Source organism: Gordonia sp. GN26 (genome assembly GCF_054823965.1).
Window position 1 is genome coordinate 1 of sequence record NZ_JSYC01000036.1, and the last position, 15,326, is coordinate 15,326.

The window sequence follows — 15,326 nt, forward strand, 5'->3', positions numbered from 1 at the left end:
GTGGTGGACCTGGCCAAATGTGGTGGGTTTGCGGACGGGTCAGACGTCGACTCGGGGCGATGTCTCCGCGGTCGCCTTGGCGAACCGCGCGAGATGGGCGTCGGCGGTGCCGAATTCGTACTCGATCGCGGTGAGACGCTTGAAGTAGTGGCCGATGGCCAGTTCCTCGGTCATGCCCATGCCGCCGTGCAGCTGCACCGAGTTCTGCCCGATGAACCGTGCGGCCCGGCTGATCGTCGCCTTGGCGGCCGAGACGGCCGCGGCCCGCTCGGCGGGTTCGGCGTCGAGCGACAGGATCGCGTAATACTGCGCGGCCACCGACTGTTCGAGCTGCAGGTGCATGTCGACCATGCGGTGCTGCAGCACCTGGAAGCTGCCGATCGGGACGCCGAACTGCTCCCGCTGCTTGGCGTATTCGACGGTGTCGGTGAAGACCTTGCGCATCAACCCGACGGCCTCGGAGATCACGGCTGCGGTGGCGGTGTCCCAGGCTTTCTCGAGCAGGTCGATCGCACCGTCGCCGGCGATGAGCGCGTCGCCGGGCAACCGGACGTCGTCGAAGGTGATGTCGGCGGCCTGACGGTCGTCGATGGTGCGCAGCTTGTGGAGCTCGAGGCCCTCGGGTGCGCCGTCGGCGAGGTCGATCAGGAACAGCGAGACGCCCGCGGGATCGTGCGGCTCACCCGAGGTGCGGGCGCTGACGATGAGGTAGTCGGCCAGCGGAGCGGTGGTGACAACGGCCTTGCTGCCGTTGAGTTTCCATCCTTCGCCGTCGCGGTCGGCGCTGGTCTCGATCCGCGACAGGACCCCGCCCGAGCCGTCCTCGAGTGCGGCGAGCGCGCTGAGGGCCTCGCCCGCGGCGATGCGCTGTGCTGCCTCGAGGGCGGTGGCGTTTCCGGTGGAGTGCAGCAGTCCGGCACCGAGAACCACCGAGTCGACGAACGGTTCGACGACGAGGGCGTGTCCGAGTGCCTCGGTGACGACCATCAGTTCCTCGGCGCCGCCGCCGAATCCGCCGATCTCCTCGGGCAGGCAGGCGCCGACGACACCGAGGTCCTCGACGAAGGCCTTCCAGATGTTGGGCTGCCAACCCTCGCCGACCTTCGCGGCGTCGCGACTGGCCTGGAGGTCGTAGCGTGCGTCGAGGAACTTGTTGAGTCCGTCGGACAGCAGCTGCTGTTCGGGGGTGAGTGTGAAGTCCATCAGTTTTCTCCTGTGACCCGTCAGAGACCCAGAGCCGCTTTGGCGAGGATGTTCCGTTGAATTTCGTTGCTGCCCGCGTAGATCGAACCGGCACGGTCGTTGAAGTAGTGCAGCGGTGCGACGGCCTGCCACGGCTCGCCGCTGACGTAACCGTCGGTGGGTGGCGTGTACTGGAAGATCGGGCCGCCGGGGCGGGTCGCGTGCGGCTGGAAGACGCGGCCGTGCGGGCCCGCGGCCTCGAGGGACAGCGTTGTGATCTCCTGGCTCAGTTCGGTTCCCAGGATCTTCAGCATCGACGCGATCGAACCGGGATCCTTCCCCGAGCTCATCGCGGCGAGCGCGCGGTATTCGAGGACCTCGAGGATCTTCGCACGCACCTGGATGTCGGTGAGCTTCGCGGCGAAGGCCGGATCCTCCGACAGCGGACCGCCGTCGGGGGCGGTCACCGTGGCGGCGTCCCGGCCGAGCTGCTCGGCCATGACCTGCAGCGCCGGGGCGGCCGCACCGCCGCCGCGCTCGAACACGAGGAGGTACTTGGCAACGGTCCAGCCGTCGTCGATCTTGCCGAGCACGTTCTTCTTGGGGACGCGCACACCGTCGAAGAACACCTGCGCCTGGACCTGCTCGCCGGAGGCGAAGACGAGGTTCTGGACCTCGATGCCGGGGGAGTTCATGTCGATGAGCAGGAAGGTGATGCCTTGCTGCTTGCGCTCCTGGCGCGAGGTGCGCACCAGGCAGAAGATCCAGTTGGCCTCGGAGGCGTGGGTGGTCCAGATCTTGGAACCGGTGACCACCAGGTCGTCGCCGTCGTCGACCGCGGCCATCGACAGCGAGGCGAGGTCGGAGCCGGCCTCGGGTTCGGAGTAGCCCTGACAGAAGAAGACGCTGCCGTCGAGGATTCCGGGGAGGAAGAAGTTCTTCTGCTCCTCGGTGCCGAACGCCATGATCGCGTGCGAGACCATGCGGATGCCCATCGGCGACAGCGCCGGTGCGCCGGCCAGGATCGACTCGCGGCTGAAGATGTAGTGCTGGGACTGCGACCAGTCGCAACCGCCGTACTCCACCGGCCACGCCGGCGCGGCCCAACCGCGCTCGTGCAGGATGGCCTGCCACTTCATCGAGGCCTCGTGATCGGAGTAGACCGACGTGCGCAGCGTGCCCGCCGCGCGGAGGTCGTCGGTCAGCTTCTCGTCGAGGAACGCCCGTACCTCGTCGCGGAACGCGGCGTCGGCCGGAGACCAGTTCATGTCCATGAGCGGTGCGCAACCTATCTGTAAACGGCTGTGGTCAGATCGGGGTCGAATGGCAATCTACCGAATGTTCGCTCCGGAGCGTAGTCCAGCTCACGAATCGGGCCGGGGTGTGACGCGCGATGCGTCGCCCGCGGGTGGTTCCGGCGTCGTCGCGACGGGCGGGTTCTCGGGTTCCGGCCCGGCGCCGGACGAGGACAACAGGACGTCGGCCCAGCGGGTGGCGGGGTCGATGTCGATCAGGAGCGCCTTGGCGAGCAGCGTCAGCGGTACCGCGAGGATCGCGCCCAGCGGCCCGATGGCCCAGGCCCAGAAGATCAGCGACAGGAACGTCAGTGTGGTCGACAGACCGACCGCGTCGCCCACGAACTTCGGTTGGATCACCGACTGGATGACCACGTTGATGACGCTGTAGACCGCGATGACGATGAGCATCGTCGTGACGCCGCCGTCGAGCAGCGCGAGGAGCGCGGGCGGGACGAGGCCGATGACGAACCCGATGTTCGGGATGTAGTTGGTGATGAAGGACAGCAGACCCCACAGGACCGGCAGCGGGATCGACAGCAAGGCGAGAGCGATGCTGTCGAAGACGGCGACGATGAGGCCGAACACCGTCGACACCCACAGGTAGCTGCGTGTGCCCTGCGCGAAGGAACCGAAGGCCGAGGCGATGTCGGGCCGCATACCTCGCAGATGGTTCATCCGGTCATCGAATCCCACCGAGTCGGCGGCCATGAACAGCAGCAGGGCGAGTACGAGAACGAGGGCCGACGCGACGCTGAGGGTGCTGGACAGCAACTCGGTGACCACGTTGACGACCTTGCTGGTGTCGACATGGGAGATCATGTCGTGGACCTTGTCCTGGCTGACGCCATGGCTGGTCAGGAAGTCCTGGAAGTTCGTGATGATGGCGTCGAACTTGTCGTCGTAGTCCGGAAGGATCGACGCGAGTCGAGCGACGGAGAACACCAGCGATGCGAAGAGCCCGATCAGGATGCCGTAGACGAGCAGGACTGTCGTCAGGAACGCCGCCCAGCCGGGAAAACCCTTGGTGCGCAACCATCTCGGCACCGGCTGCACCGCGACGGTCAGCATCAGCGCCAGGAACGTCGGCGCGGCGAACGACGCCACCGCCTTGATGCCGGCGACCGCGACCACAAGCCCGGCGATCGTGAGCAGGACGATCGTGCCGCGCGGCAGCGTCCACGCGGGTGGGTCGGGGCGGTAGGTGGGGGCGAGGGTGTCCCGTCCATGCTTGTCCCGAGGACCACGCTCCCGGGTGCGGGTGGACGCCTTTCGAACGGGGCCGGCATCGCCACGGCCGGGACCGCTGCCGGCCGGCTCGTCGCGGTCGGGCTCGTCGTGCGCGGGCTGGTCGTGATCGGGCATGACAGCGCCTTTCTACCGGGACCCCCTGAGTGCGGCGGCTCGCTCCGGCGTGAGCCGGTGACAAGTCTTCAGCACTTCAGGGGGTTCCGTGGCGCTTTCGTGCGCTCGAGGCGATGCCCGACCTCGACCTGTTTACGGGGTCAGCGACCCTTCCACTCAGGCGTCCGCTTCATCACGAACGCCATGATGCCCTCGAGGGTGTCGCCGCTGACGATCAGCGAGTCCAGGACGTTGGTGCTCGCGCGGACGGCCTCGACGGTGTCGGTGATCGCGTCGGACTGCTCCATGGTCGCGATCGACGCACGGACCGAGGTCGGCGACGCGGCGAGGATCTCCCCGGCCACCTCGCGGGCGGTCTCGAGAACCTTTCCGGCGGGGGCGATCCGGCTGACGAGTCCGGCTGCGGCAGCCTCGGAGGCCGAGATCCGACGACCGGTCAGGATCATGTCGCGGGCCAGTGCCGGCGGCACCAGCCGCGGCAGACGGACCAGACCGCCTGCGGCAGCGGCCAACCCGACCTTCACCTCGGGCAGACCGAACGAGGCCTCCTCGTCGGCGACGATGATGTGGCACGCCATGGCGATCTCACAACCGCCGCCGAGGGCGAAGCCGTTGACCGCGGCGATGACGGGCTTGGGCAGGCTTTCGCGGGCGGTGAGACCGGCGAATCCGTTCTTGGGCACCGACAGTGCTGCCGGGCTCGCCGTTGCAGCGAGGTCGTTGCCCGAGGAGAATGCCTTGTCGCCCTTGCCCGTCAGGATCGCGACCCACAGGTCGTCGTCTGCGAAGTAGGCGTCGAAGATCGAGTCCAGCTCGGCGTTGGCGGCCGGGTTCAGCGCGTTGCGCGCGTCGGGACGGTTGATGGTCACCTCGAGCAGGTGGCCGTCGCGGCGGATCTCCACGTGCTCGTAGCTGTCGCGGAAAGCCGGTGTGACGGCGGGGTACTTGGCATCCATCGCCGCTTCGGTCAGCTTCACGCGGTTGCCCTTGTCGAACGACCGGACCACGATCTCGGTACCCGTGGGGTCGTCCGAGTTGAGCAGAAGGTCGAAGAACTCGTCGTCGTCGGAGTCGAGGTTGGCGACGAACCGGGCGCCGAGGCGATCCGGAGCGGCGTCGTCGACGAGGCGGCCGATCACGACGCCGGTCCGCTTGCCGCTCTTCGACGGGATGACCGTGTAGGTCTCGAGGATCGCCGGGCCGTCGGCGTCGCCGACCGTGGGAACGGTGGGCGACGCGTCGAGCTGGGCCTGGACCTTGGCGCTGTGGTCGGCGCGCCACGGTGCCGGGGTCGTCGAATAGACGCCGGCCGCATGCTTGCTGAGCACACCGCCGTTGGCGATGACGAGACCGAAGTCGCCGGGGGACTGCCGGACGCGCGAGACGACCTCGGCGATCGCGTGCAGCGTGTAGTTGTTGCCCGGACCGCCGAAGAACGGCAGTCCGCCGGTGACGGTGAGGCCGCGCGGGTCGTCGGGGGAGAGGCCGAGCCCGTCGAGGATGTTGAATACGGCAATCGGGAAGCAGCTGTAGATGTCGATGACCGAGACGTCGTCGAGGCCGATCTCGGCGACCTCGAGCGCGTGCTTCACCGCGGCCGGGGCGGCAGGCGCGGCACCGAGGTTCGGGCGAAGCAGCGAGGTGCGTTCGACGGTCTCGGCGTGACCGTGCAGGAAGACCCACTTCGACGGGTCGATGCCGGCGGCCTGCGCGGCGCGAACCGACATGACGACGACGGCGGCAGCCTGGTTCACCTGGTCGCGGGCGACGATGTAGCGCGTGAACGGATCGGCGACGATCCGGTTCCCCTCGGTCGGGGTCACCAGCTCGGCGGCGTCGCGCTCGGTCGGCGCGGCCGAATGCGGGTTGGCCGCGGCGACCTTCGTGAACGGGGCGAACAGCTCGCCCATCGCGGTGGCGTAGGCCTCGCGACCCAGGCCGGTGTTGTGGCGGCGGGCGTTCTCCAGCAGCGCGTACTGCGGGATCACCGAGGCGAGACCGTGACGCATCTCGGCGACGGTGATGATGCCCTTGAGGCCGAATCCGCGGTCCTCGAGCTGTCCGCCGACCTCCTCGGCGAAGCTCGGGCGCTCGTTGTCCGGCTTGGACTGGAGATGGCGCACGGTCGACATGACCTCGGCGCCGAAGATGATCGCGGCATCGGAGTCGCCCGCCGCGATGTCGCCGGCGAGTTCGGTGAGCATCGTCTGAGGGGTCTGACCGCCGGTCACGGCCTGCACGGCGCGGCGGGGGTCGGCGCCGACGCGCTTGCCCACGGCGCGCGGCATGTTGTCCGGCCGGCCGAGCGGCGACGAGGACAGCGGGCTCGAGATCTCGAACGAGCGGATCGCGGCGATGGTGTCGATGGAATAGGCGAGGTCAGAGGCCCCGGCGTCGTCGAAGGCGGCGGTGACGGCCCGCGCCGCGAGGTCCGCTTCACCAAGCGCTTCATATCCGGGATCGGTCAGACGCTCGGAGGCCTGGCCGACGCCGACGACAACAGGGGTGTTCGGATCGAGATCAGCGATCGAGATTGGCATACGCACACAATGGCACAAAGGCGGGGCTGACGTCTCAAAGTGGTCGCGCATACGCCCATACCTGCGGGTTCGGTCATCAGTGTGGCGGCGAAGCCGGGGCTTGGGAACGTTGCGTTCAACGCGGTTTCAATCGTGGTCCTCGGCTCGGGCGACGGCCACACTATCGGCCGACAGTCTGTACCGAAAGGACCATCTGATGACCGCAACCGTGCCCACGAGCACGTCGGCCGCCGGCACCACCGACGAACGGCTCGACGAGGTGTTCGCCCCGATCTTCGCCCGAATCGCCGAAGGTGCGGTGGCTCGCGAGGACGATCGCCGGCTCGCACACGACGAGGTGTCGTGGCTGCGCGAGGCCAAGTTCGGGGCCCTGCGCGTCCCGGTCGAGCTCGGCGGGTACGGAGCCTCGGTGCGCCAGGTGTTCCGGCTCCTCATCGACCTGGCCACCGCCGAGTCGAACCTCCCGCAGGCGCTGCGCGTGCACTGGTCGTTCGTCGAGGATCAGCTCACCGCGCTGCCCGATCCCGAGGCCGAGCGCTGGCTGCGCAAGGTCGCCGAGGGCACGCTCGTCGGCAACGCCATCACCGAACCCGGGGTCGGTGCCATCGACCGCTACCAGACCCGCCTCACGGCTGACGGTGACGCGTGGCGCCTGGACGGCACCAAGTACTACAGCACCGGCAGCCTGTACTCCGACCACATCCTCGTCGCCGCCGACCAGGACGGCGAGCGCGTCTCGGTGCTCGTCGACGCCGACGCCCAGGGCGTCACCCAGCATGACGACTGGGACGGCTTCGGCCAGCGCCTGACCGCCAGCGGCACCACCGAGTTCAGTGGAGTACAGGTAGCCGATGACCGCATCCTCGGCGCGGGTTACGGCTCCGCGGGCCGGACCTACGCGACGTCCTACCTCCAGCTCGTGCAGCTCTCGGTGCTCGCGGGCATCGCGCAGCGCGCCACCGACGACGTGTCCGAGTGGGTCCGCGAACGCAAGCGCACCTTCACCCACTCGACCGCAGACCTGCCCCGCCACGATCCGCTGGTGCAGCAGGTCATCGGCCGGCTGACCGCGGCCGCCTACTCGGCGCGCACCATCGTCCTCGACATCGCCGATCAGCTCGACCGTCTCGCCGAGACCGGCTGGCAGGACGAGAAGCTGCTCGACAAGGTCGAATTCGACGTCGCCCGCGCGCAGGCGACCGTCATCCCGCTGGTGCTCGACGCGACCACCCAGCTGTTCGAGGTCGGCGGCGCGTCGATCACCTCCGAGCGGCTGCGCCTCGACCGCCACTGGCGCAACGCCCGGGTGATCTCGGTACACAACCCGCTGATCTTCAAGCTGCAGGCCATCGGTGACCACGTCCTCAACGGCACCGACCTGCCCTATGCATGGAGTGCCGGCCAGAAGTAGGGGACTACCCTGGCCGCATGCAGCGGATGGCGGCGGCGGACGCCGCGTCGTACTGGATGTCCGAACGCATCCCGAACGACCAGTTCCTGCTGTACTGCTTTGCCGCACCGTCGATCTCGATCGACGAGTGTGGCCGGCGACTGATGGCGCGGGCGAGGCACGTCGACGACCTGTGCCTACGGGTCCACGACGTCGCGGCGACCGCCGATCGTCCGTACTGGGTCTCCGCCGAACCCACACCCGACCAGGTCCGCGTCGACACCACGACGCGGACCTGGTCGTCGTGTCTGGACGCAGTCGGTGAACTCGTCGTCGATCAGCTGGTGCCGTCCCGCGCGGCCTGGCGCCTGTATCTGTTCGGTCCGGTGACCGACCTCCCGAGAGGCAAGGGTGAGTCGGTCACGGGAGTCGTTGTCGTGCTGCAGATCTCGCACTCGCTCGGCGACGGACGACGCGCATCGCAGATCGCGCGAGATCTGTTCACCGCGCCGTATGACGATGAACGCCGGTTGGGGGCCTCCGGAGTGCCAGGGCCGGTGCGCGAGGTCGGGACCCTCGCCCTCGGCATGCTGCGATTTCCCGGTGAGTTCGTCTCGACGATCCGCCGCGGAGTGCAGGTCGCTCGGGTTGGGGGACAGGCGAACCCGTGCCCGCCGGGCTATTCGTTGACACCGCTGAACCACAATCCCGGATCGCGGAGGCTCCTACGGGTCATCGTGCTCGAACGCGAGCGTCTCACCGCAGCCGGGACTCCGGTCACCGTCGCCGTGCTGACCGCGATCTCGCAGGCGCTACCGCGATACCTCGGCGAGGACTGCACACGTCTCGGTGTGGAGCTGACCGTCGGACGATCGGAGAGGTCGCAGGCGCGTAACAACTTCCGCAATGTGGGGGTCGACCTGCACCTCGAAGTCGACGATCCTGGAGAACGGGCACGGCTCATCCGTGGCGAGATCGACGCCGCCCGCGCCGCGGACGCCGACCCTGCTCGGGTCGCGCAGCGGCGCGTATCGGAGGTCACCCCGGCGATCCTCACGCGGTGGGGCATCCGGGCCTTCGACCTCGACACCCGACCGGAGACGGTCACCGGTGTCACCGTGGTGAGCTCGGTGAACCGCGGTGCTGCCGACTTCGACCTCGACGGCGGCGAGATCCTGTTCACCACCGGCTTTCCCGCACTGTCGCCGGTCCAGGGGCTCACCCACGGGGTGCACGGTATCGGCGACCGCGTCGCGGTGTCGGTGACGACCAGTCCGGAGATCATGCTCGACGTCGACCGGTATGTGCAGTTGTTGCGGGCGGCTCTCGCGTAACGGTTTCCTTCCCGCGGGCGGGTCTCCTTCCCGCGGGCGCTAGCCGCCAAGCGGGAAGGAAATGGTCACGCGGGAATGTCTACTACCGAAAGTCGTTGACGCACTGCCGTATCTGGCGATCCCGTGGCGAACAGAATTGTCGGTGGCGACTCGTATGGTGTTGTCATGGCTTTCGAGTTCGGCACCATCGACCCCGCGGGGGAGCACCCCGACGCGGGTGTCGACGTCGCTGGGTTCGATGTGTTCAGGCCACTGGCCGGACTGTCTCCCGAGGCGTTGATCAGCACGGCCATGTATTCGGCGACGATGAACGCGGCCAACACCTGCCGCATGCTGATGGCCGCCAGCCTGTTGCATGAGCAACGGGAAGAGGACTATCTGCTGCGGCGCAGCGAATCTCATTCGGGTCAAACAGGGTCGATCGACGAACTGATCGCGATGACCGCCGAGGTGGCGGCGGGTCGTGACCCGTACGAAGAGTTCGGTCCCAACGGGTTCGAACAGGCCGCCGCCGAGTTCGGTGCTGCGATGAACATGACTCCGGCCGAAGCGCGCGCGGCGATCCGTGCCGGTGACGCGATGCGGTATCGGTTGCCGTTGACCGGCACCGCGCTCGCGTGCGGGCGCATCGACCTCGACCGGTTCCAGATCGCGGAGAAGCGCACCGATTTCGTCGACGACGCCACGATGCCGGCTGTGGACGCGGCGCTGGCCGAGGTGATCCTGGCCCGTGACCCGATGTCGACGGCTCGGTTCACCGCGCTCGTCGACAAGGTCGTCCACACACATGCTCCGGAAGCGGTGAAGCGCCGGAACGAGCATGCCGCGCGTGATCGTGGGGTGACGCTTCGTCCGGACCGGCATCAGTCCGGCCGATCTCGGATCACCGGGCACTTGCCGCACACCGATGCCGCCGCCCTCAACGCGCAACTGTCGGCGATGGCCACCGGTGTGCACACCCGTGACCCGCGCACGATGGCCCAACGCCGTGCCGATGCGCTGGTCGCGCTCGCCCACGGCAAACGAGCCCTGGAGTGCCGGTGTCGGGACTGTGCACCCGAACCTCTCGCGCATGACCTCGACACCGATGCGGCAGTCGACACCGATGCGGCAGTCGACACCGACGCGACAACCGACACCACCACCGGTGACATGCCGGTGGCCGGGGCCGCCGATGAATCCCGCAGCGGCCCAGCGGTCGTCGAACCTGACGTGTCTGACGCTGCTGCAACCGAATCCGAGACCACCGGCGCAGCGACCGAGCCGGCCGAGGAATGCACCTGCGACTGCTCCACGTGCCGTGCTCCGCGCCCGACTTATCACATCGTCGCGAACCAGACGACCCTGCAGGGTCTTGACAACGACCCCGGCATGCTCGACGGCCATGGCCTCATCGACGCCGGCACCATGCGCCGACTGTGCGGCGACGCCATCCACACCTTCATCACGACAGGCGTCCGCTCCGAACCCTCCGGAGCCGACGCCCGAGCAGCGGCGTCAGCCAGCACGTACGTGCCGAGCAAGAAGTTGCAGGCGCTGGTCCGCGCCGGTGAGTTGTGCTGCACCTTTCCCGGCTGCAACCAGCCGGTGTGGACCGTCGACCTCGACCACACGCACCCGTTCGATCACACCAACCCCGCCCGCGGCGGGAAGACCTTTCAGGGCAACCTGAAACCGTTGTGCCGCTTCCACCACCGCATCAAAACCTTCGGAGCGTGGCGGGATTCGCAAGACGAGTACATGTCGATCTGGTTCGAAGCGCCCACCGGCCATGTGTACCGGGGGAATCCGTACACCGGACGGGACCTGTTCGCGTCGTTGATAACCCAGCCACCGGACCATCCGGCCCGGAAGCGACTCGGCGACGAGCGAGCCGCCCGCACCGACACCCACCGTCAACGACAAGACGACTGGGACCGACAGAACCCGCCGCCGTTCTGACACAACCGGCGAGTGGGTGGGTGAGGCTCGCTTCGATACGCCTCGTCGCACGCTCCTCGGCTACTCAACGAGCAGTGGGTAGGTGGGCTCAGCCCTCAGCCCTTCGGGTACCCGTTGGTGTCCGCCGGGGCGGCGTCGCCGTTGCCGTTGCCGCCGGAACCCTTGGGGCTGCGGGTGAGCCGCTTGGGCAGGCGCTCGGCGAGTCCGCCGAGGGGAGCCACCGTCTGGTTCAGCAGGTCCACTGTCTCGGCGAGCTCGTGCACCGTGTCCTGCATGGCGATCAGGTTCGGTGCGAGCTGACCGATCACCTCGGTCAGCTCGGTGATGCGGTCCAGCGGTCCGCCCGGTGCGATGGCGCGTTCGACGGCGCCGCCTTCGCCGACCAGTTGATCGAGGAGGCCGGCTTCCGCGGCGAAGCGGTCCAGGATGCCGCCGGGAACGGTGACCTTCTCCAGCATGCCGTCGGGTGCGGTCAGTTTGTCGACGATGCCGCCCTCGGAGGTCAGGCGTTCGAGGATGCCTTCGTTCTCGGTGAACTGATCAACGACCCCGCCCGGTCGGGTGAGGCGGTCGAGAGGTCCGTCCTTGGCGGTCAGACGCATCAGGATCCCGCGTTCGTCGGCCATCTGGTCGAGGAGTCCGCCCTTGGCGGTGAGTTTCTCCAGCGGACCGTCGGGTGCGGTCAGCCGGTCCACGACCCCGCCCGGGTTGAGGAGGCGTTCCATCGGCCCGCCCGCGGCCAGGATGCGTCCGAACGGTCGGTCCGGACCCAGCAACTCGGACAGTTGGTTGAGGAGTTCGAGGGGGGTACGCGCCGCGCCGAGCTCGTCCTCGACCCCGAACGCCCTGGTGATCTCGTGCTGAACGCTGCCCGCGGTGATGCGGGCGATCGTCACCGCGGACTCAGCTGCGGCGAGGACCACGCCGGTCACGGTGAACCCCAGCCGGAGCGGCATCTGGACGAGCGCACGAGTCGGGTCGGCCCCGGAAGGCGCGCTTCGGTCGGGAAGAGACTCCATGGTTCCAGACACTAGGCCACCGGCTTCTGATCGTGGGTCAAGGTCGGGTGATTCGTGGTCAAGTGACCAACGTCGAGACGCTTACTCCTTCGCGGCCTTCGCTGCCGCCTTGGCCGCCTTCTTGAAGTCGCGGACCTTCTGCAGCGAGTCGGGATCGACGACGTCGGCGACCGAGCGGTATCCCTGTTTGCTGTAGTCGCCGGCGACCTTGGTCCAGCCGGACGGCTTCACGTCGAGCTGCTTGGCGACGAGGGCGACGAAGATCTTCGCCTTCTGCTCACCGAACCCGGGCAGGTCGCGAAGACGCTTCATCAGGTCGGCGCCGCTGCTCGCCTCCGTCCAGATGCGGGAGGCGTCCCCGCCGTACTCCTCGGCGACGACCTTCGCGAGCGCTTGCACGCGCCCGGCCATCGACCGGCCGTAACGGTGGATGGCCGGGGGAGTGGAGCACAGGTCGGCGAAGGCCTCGGGGTCGGCGTCGGCGATCTCGACCGGGTCCATCGTGCCGAAGCGGTCGCGGATCTTGGCCGGTCCGGCGAAGGCACGTTCCATCGGGAACTGCTGATCCAGCAACATCCCGACGAGCAGGGCGAACGAATCGGTCGAGAGCAGTTCGTCGGCCGCGGGTTCCTGGGCGATCTGGATCTTCGGCATGGAATCGATTCTGGCAGACGCGGTGCGCGCGCCGCTCTAGACTGCCCCCATGATCAGCGGGGAGAGCATGACGGGGCGAGCAGGATCACGCGGCGCGTTCCGGACGGGGGTCGGAGTGGTCGTCGCGGCGGTGGTGGCAACGCTCATCGGCGTGGTCGGGCCGGGGAGTGCGAACGCGATCCCCGACTACACCGAACCGAATTACGTGACGACCCTGAACTGCACCTCGGCGAACCCGTGGCCGGCGGGGCCGGTGAAGATCCGCGTCGACGTGTTCAACGACATCCGGTTCCCGGCCGACGGCCTACCCGGGCCCGCGATCGCGCTCATCGGCACCGATCGTGCGAAACCCGTTGCGTTGGAATACACCTACGACGTCACGGTGTCGTGGCGAAACCTGCGGACCGGACGCACCGGCACCGTGTTCGTGCCGGGGCGCGGATTCACCGTCAAGTGGCAGGTCGACATCCATCCCGGTCGTGGGCCGGTTGCCTTCACGATCAAGCAGAAGCTCGGCGCCCTGGCATTCGTCCCGATGGTCAACCCGCAGTACTCGTCGTGCAGCGGGCGGGCGACTGCCTGACCGCGACGATCAGCGTCGACGCAGGCGTTCGGTGAGTCCGCCGACGAGCAGGTACTGCGCGGCGAAGTAGCTGGCGAGCACCCACGCCTCGCCCGCCATCCGGATGCGCGGGTCGGTGACGAGATGGCGGCGGTTGATGATCGCCAGATCCGACAGCAGGAACGTCAGTCCGCCGATCCGCAACCGCGGCTGCGGATCGGACATGGCGCTCGCGGTCGCCGACATCGTCGCCAGGGTGTTGCCGTAGGTGCCCAGGACGGGCAGCAGCGCCGGCCGGTGGCGGGCCAGCACCGCGGCCGACTCGGCGAGCACCCCGACGCGGGGGAGTAGCTGCTTCGCCGACGGGCGGGCACCCGCACGCCACATCGTCGCGATGTAGCTCAACTGGGCACCGGCGAACAACGACGCACCGAGACGCAGATAGCGATCCTTGGCGGCTGGCTCGGTCTCGAACTCCTCGAGCAGCATCAACCGGTCGCCGGCCATCGAGAACGCCAGTGCACCCGCCAATCCGGCGTTGTCGAGGGCGTCGCGCTCGGGCGCCCCGGCGACCGCCTGTGCCACCAGCAGCAGCATCGGCAGCGGCTTGGTGAGGCCCGCCGCCCGCCGGTGCCCGAGAGCGCCGGTGACGGTCGCCGCCGCCGTCGTCGCCGCGTAGGCGAGGTCGAAGGCACGTTGCCCGGACAGGCGACGTTCGGGAAGGCGGCGACCCATCACCGACTCACTTCAGGACTTTGGCGATGAAGGCGCGGATGTCGTTGTCGGACAACTTCGCCGACTGCGCAGCGTCGAGGGTGAGGTAGGTCCGTGCCTGCACCTTGCGGTCGGCACGCGCCTCGTTGAGGTACTTCAGCGACAGCGGCACGACGACCGACGTGTCCTGGAGCGACTGGGTCATGATCACCGGCTTGACGAAGCCACGGCTCGGCAGGTCGGTGGCCTCGGTGAGCAGATTCGTCAGCTCCGTGTTGCCCGACACCGGCTTGGCGAACAGGGAGCCGATGGCGAGGCCGTCGACGTTCTTACGGAACTCGGTGATGCATTCGTTGGCGGCCTTGGCCATCCACTTCTTGCCGGTGTCGGTGAGCAGCAAGTCGACGTCGAGCTTCGGGTTCACGTTGCGGATCGCGCTGAGCGTATACAGCGCGTCGGCGGCGAGACCGGACGGGATGCTCGCCGACGACGGTCCGAGATTGGCGAGGAGCGCGCCGAACTCGGCCGGGATCGACGTCGCCGCCGCACCCTTGAAGTCCAGCGAGTTGCGCGCCTGCAGCTTCGGCGCCAGGCGGGCCAGCGTGATCGCCGCCGCGGCACCCTGACCCTCGCCGACGACCGCCCACGAACGGGACAGGTTGTCGGTGACGTCGCGTGCGGCGCTGACCGCGTCGACGATGTTGCGGGCGGTGGCCTCGAGGTCGTAGTACTGCGGGGTTCCCGGCGTGCCGACGCCCGCGTAGTCGGTGGAGACGACGGCGTAACCGCGGCCGAGCCACCGGCTCAGTTCGGTGGTGTCGTCCTTGGTCGGACGCTCCGACGGAGCGCACTTGTCGGCGATGCCGCGCGAGCCGTGCGCCCAGGCGACGACCGGCCAGCCGCCGGCGGGTGCCCGGCCGGACGGGACCATCAGCACGCCCGACGACAGATGTGCCTTGCCGTCGGCGCCGGTGCTCCAGTAGGTGAAGTCGTTGCCGGAGGCGGACCCGGCCACCATGCGGCCTCGGGGCAGGTCACGGTTGGCGTAGACGGCACCCGGCGCCTGGCCGGGGCCACGGGCGTCGATCGTGCCCGCGTTGTCGTCGGCGGGTGCCCCCGTGTCCTCATCAGTGGCGTCGGTGGTGGCGCCGGGCGAGGGGGTGCTGGTCGACGGGGTGGTCGTGGTCGGTTCCGCGGCGGCCTCGGCGGCGAGGCCGAACGAGGTCAGGCCCATGGTGAGGGCTGCGGCGACCGCGACCGTGCGGGCGATGGAGGCACTCCGACGGGTTGAAGAGATGCCGTGCGTATTCATGTGTCGTCTATTCGTTCG

The 15,326-nt window shown here is 68.4% G+C and carries 12 protein-coding genes; 4 read left to right on the forward strand and 8 right to left on the reverse strand.

Annotated features, from left to right (window positions below):
* Nucleotides 1-39 precede the first annotated feature (39 nt).
* The 4 genes from OK17_RS09855 to OK17_RS09870 form a co-directional block, all read right to left on the reverse strand.
* The gene (locus OK17_RS09855; RefSeq protein ID WP_461417341.1) at nucleotides 40-1,203 is read right to left on the reverse strand and encodes an acyl-CoA dehydrogenase family protein; all 1,164 of its coding nucleotides are present in this window, start codon (nucleotides 1,201-1,203) and stop codon (nucleotides 40-42) included.
* 20 nt (nucleotides 1,204-1,223) lie between these two features.
* Entirely contained in the window at nucleotides 1,224-2,456 is a 1,233-nt protein-coding gene (locus tag OK17_RS09860) for an acyl-CoA dehydrogenase family protein (RefSeq protein ID WP_461417342.1), read from the reverse strand.
* Nucleotides 2,457-2,546: 90 nt separating this feature from the next.
* A complete protein-coding gene (locus OK17_RS09865) occupies nucleotides 2,547-3,842 on the reverse strand; it encodes an AI-2E family transporter (RefSeq protein ID WP_461417343.1) in 1,296 nt (431 codons plus the stop codon).
* A 140-nt stretch (nucleotides 3,843-3,982) separates the two neighbouring features.
* Nucleotides 3,983-6,382, reverse strand: coding sequence for an acetyl-CoA acetyltransferase (locus tag OK17_RS09870; protein ID WP_461417344.1), 2,400 nt, complete (start codon nucleotides 6,380-6,382; stop codon nucleotides 3,983-3,985).
* Nucleotides 6,383-6,578: 196 nt separating this feature from the next.
* Between OK17_RS09870 and OK17_RS09875 the strand changes: the two genes are divergently transcribed.
* From OK17_RS09875 to OK17_RS09885, 3 genes are all read left to right on the forward strand, one after another.
* The gene (locus OK17_RS09875) at nucleotides 6,579-7,793 is read left to right on the forward strand and encodes an acyl-CoA dehydrogenase family protein (protein WP_461417345.1); all 1,215 of its coding nucleotides are present in this window, start codon (nucleotides 6,579-6,581) and stop codon (nucleotides 7,791-7,793) included.
* 17 nt (nucleotides 7,794-7,810) lie between these two features.
* A complete protein-coding gene (locus tag OK17_RS09880; protein WP_461417346.1) occupies nucleotides 7,811-9,106 on the forward strand; it encodes a WS/DGAT domain-containing protein in 1,296 nt (431 codons plus the stop codon).
* A gap of 165 nt (nucleotides 9,107-9,271) precedes the next feature.
* The gene (locus tag OK17_RS09885) at nucleotides 9,272-11,047 is read left to right on the forward strand and encodes an HNH endonuclease signature motif containing protein (protein ID WP_461417347.1); all 1,776 of its coding nucleotides are present in this window, start codon (nucleotides 9,272-9,274) and stop codon (nucleotides 11,045-11,047) included.
* Nucleotides 11,048-11,142: 95 nt separating this feature from the next.
* Here the strand turns inward: OK17_RS09885 and OK17_RS09890 are convergent, their stop codons facing one another.
* Both OK17_RS09890 and OK17_RS09895 read right to left on the reverse strand, forming a co-directional pair.
* Nucleotides 11,143-12,066, reverse strand: a complete 924-nt coding sequence (locus tag OK17_RS09890; protein WP_461417348.1) for a hypothetical protein — start codon at nucleotides 12,064-12,066, stop codon at nucleotides 11,143-11,145.
* Nucleotides 12,067-12,147: 81 nt separating this feature from the next.
* Nucleotides 12,148-12,720, reverse strand: coding sequence for an HhH-GPD-type base excision DNA repair protein (locus OK17_RS09895; RefSeq protein ID WP_006865599.1), 573 nt, complete (start codon nucleotides 12,718-12,720; stop codon nucleotides 12,148-12,150).
* 130 nt (nucleotides 12,721-12,850) lie between these two features.
* Between OK17_RS09895 and OK17_RS09900 the strand changes: the two genes are divergently transcribed.
* Nucleotides 12,851-13,303 carry a hypothetical protein gene (locus tag OK17_RS09900; protein ID WP_232717649.1) on the forward strand — a complete coding sequence of 151 codons (453 nt, stop codon included), beginning with the start codon at nucleotides 12,851-12,853 and terminating at the stop codon, nucleotides 13,301-13,303.
* Nucleotides 13,304-13,312: 9 nt separating this feature from the next.
* Here the strand turns inward: OK17_RS09900 and OK17_RS09905 are convergent, their stop codons facing one another.
* Both OK17_RS09905 and OK17_RS09910 read right to left on the reverse strand, forming a co-directional pair.
* Nucleotides 13,313-14,017 carry a lysoplasmalogenase family protein gene (locus tag OK17_RS09905; RefSeq protein WP_232717610.1) on the reverse strand — a complete coding sequence of 235 codons (705 nt, stop codon included), beginning with the start codon at nucleotides 14,015-14,017 and terminating at the stop codon, nucleotides 13,313-13,315.
* A 7-nt stretch (nucleotides 14,018-14,024) separates the two neighbouring features.
* Nucleotides 14,025-15,308, reverse strand: coding sequence for an alpha/beta hydrolase family protein (locus OK17_RS09910; RefSeq protein WP_461417349.1), 1,284 nt, complete (start codon nucleotides 15,306-15,308; stop codon nucleotides 14,025-14,027).
* Nucleotides 15,309-15,326: the final 18 nt, after the last annotated feature.

What these genes read in the sequence shown, in the direction of transcription:
- OK17_RS09855 (WP_461417341.1), bottom strand. Translation starts at nt 1,203, where the DNA reads ATGGACTTCACACTCACCCCCGAACAGCAGCTGCTGTCCGACGGACTC.
- OK17_RS09860 (WP_461417342.1), bottom strand. Translation starts at nt 2,456, where the DNA reads ATGGACATGAACTGGTCTCCGGCCGACGCCGCGTTCCGCGACGAGGTA.
- OK17_RS09865 (WP_461417343.1), bottom strand. Translation starts at nt 3,842, where the DNA reads ATGCCCGATCACGACCAGCCCGCGCACGACGAGCCCGACCGCGACGAG.
- OK17_RS09870 (WP_461417344.1), bottom strand. Translation starts at nt 6,382, where the DNA reads ATGCCAATCTCGATCGCTGATCTCGATCCGAACACCCCTGTTGTCGTC.
- OK17_RS09875 (WP_461417345.1), top strand. Translation starts at nt 6,579, where the DNA reads ATGACCGCAACCGTGCCCACGAGCACGTCGGCCGCCGGCACCACCGAC.
- OK17_RS09880 (WP_461417346.1), top strand. Translation starts at nt 7,811, where the DNA reads ATGCAGCGGATGGCGGCGGCGGACGCCGCGTCGTACTGGATGTCCGAA.
- OK17_RS09885 (WP_461417347.1), top strand. Translation starts at nt 9,272, where the DNA reads ATGGCTTTCGAGTTCGGCACCATCGACCCCGCGGGGGAGCACCCCGAC.
- OK17_RS09890 (WP_461417348.1), bottom strand. Translation starts at nt 12,066, where the DNA reads ATGGAGTCTCTTCCCGACCGAAGCGCGCCTTCCGGGGCCGACCCGACT.
- OK17_RS09895 (WP_006865599.1), bottom strand. Translation starts at nt 12,720, where the DNA reads ATGCCGAAGATCCAGATCGCCCAGGAACCCGCGGCCGACGAACTGCTC.
- OK17_RS09905 (WP_232717610.1), bottom strand. Translation starts at nt 14,017, where the DNA reads ATGGGTCGCCGCCTTCCCGAACGTCGCCTGTCCGGGCAACGTGCCTTC.
- OK17_RS09910 (WP_461417349.1), bottom strand. Translation starts at nt 15,308, where the DNA reads ATGAATACGCACGGCATCTCTTCAACCCGTCGGAGTGCCTCCATCGCC.